Origin of the sequence: Acinetobacter sp. (assembly GCF_036666595.1) — a bacterium.
Taxonomy (GTDB): Bacteria; Pseudomonadota; Gammaproteobacteria; order Pseudomonadales; family Moraxellaceae; genus Acinetobacter.
Genome location: NZ_JAVWVO010000118.1, coordinates 1 through 597, shown reverse-complemented (window position 1 = coordinate 597; position 597 = coordinate 1). Strand labels below are relative to the sequence as shown.

The window sequence follows — 597 nt, the reverse complement described above, 5'->3', positions numbered from 1 at the left end:
AGCTACTAATTATTAGCCTTTGCTATAGTCACATACCCCAACTCATACCCCTATCTCGCTTAGGTTGAGGCTGTTCCATTTCCTTTTTCCGTTCATTTATTTGGACGATATTCGCTTCAATAGTTCGGACGTTTCGAGCAAATTCTGCTGAGCTTTGGTCACTTGCAACGAGACTGAATGCTGTACGGGGGAGATTCTCTCCAGTACTTCTTCGTTGTTGGCTGTGATCATGCTCATCTCTCGGACTTTGCCATTGATCTGCTCGGTATAGCTTGCTGTACTGCTTTCTAGCTCGTGAAATTGCTTCTGCATTGTTGCTAATGATTTCTGTGCTTGCTGTAAGCTTTGCTGATCGCTCTCGATTGTCTTTGATTGTGCTGACAAAGTTTGGATAATTTTCTTTTGCATCACGTCTAAACTCTGCTGTTGCTGCTGCAACTGCTTCTGTTGTTGCTGTAATTGCTGTTGTTGTTCTTCGATGATTCTCAATAACTGCGTTTCTAATTCGGTCATCGTTTAATACCCCATCGGAATCATGTAACCGTTCTGCCATTCCCCTGCGTTCTTGTTGATCTGAATACACAGACGTTGGGCTTT

The 597-nt window shown here is 43.2% G+C and carries 1 protein-coding gene; it reads right to left on the bottom strand.

Annotated elements, in window-relative coordinates:
* Window positions 1–96 precede the first annotated feature (96 nt).
* Window positions 97–513 carry a hypothetical protein gene (locus tag RR876_RS17105; RefSeq protein WP_332637204.1) on the bottom strand — a complete coding sequence of 139 codons (417 nt, stop codon included), beginning with the start codon at window positions 511–513 and terminating at the stop codon, window positions 97–99.
* Window positions 514–597: the final 84 nt, after the last annotated feature.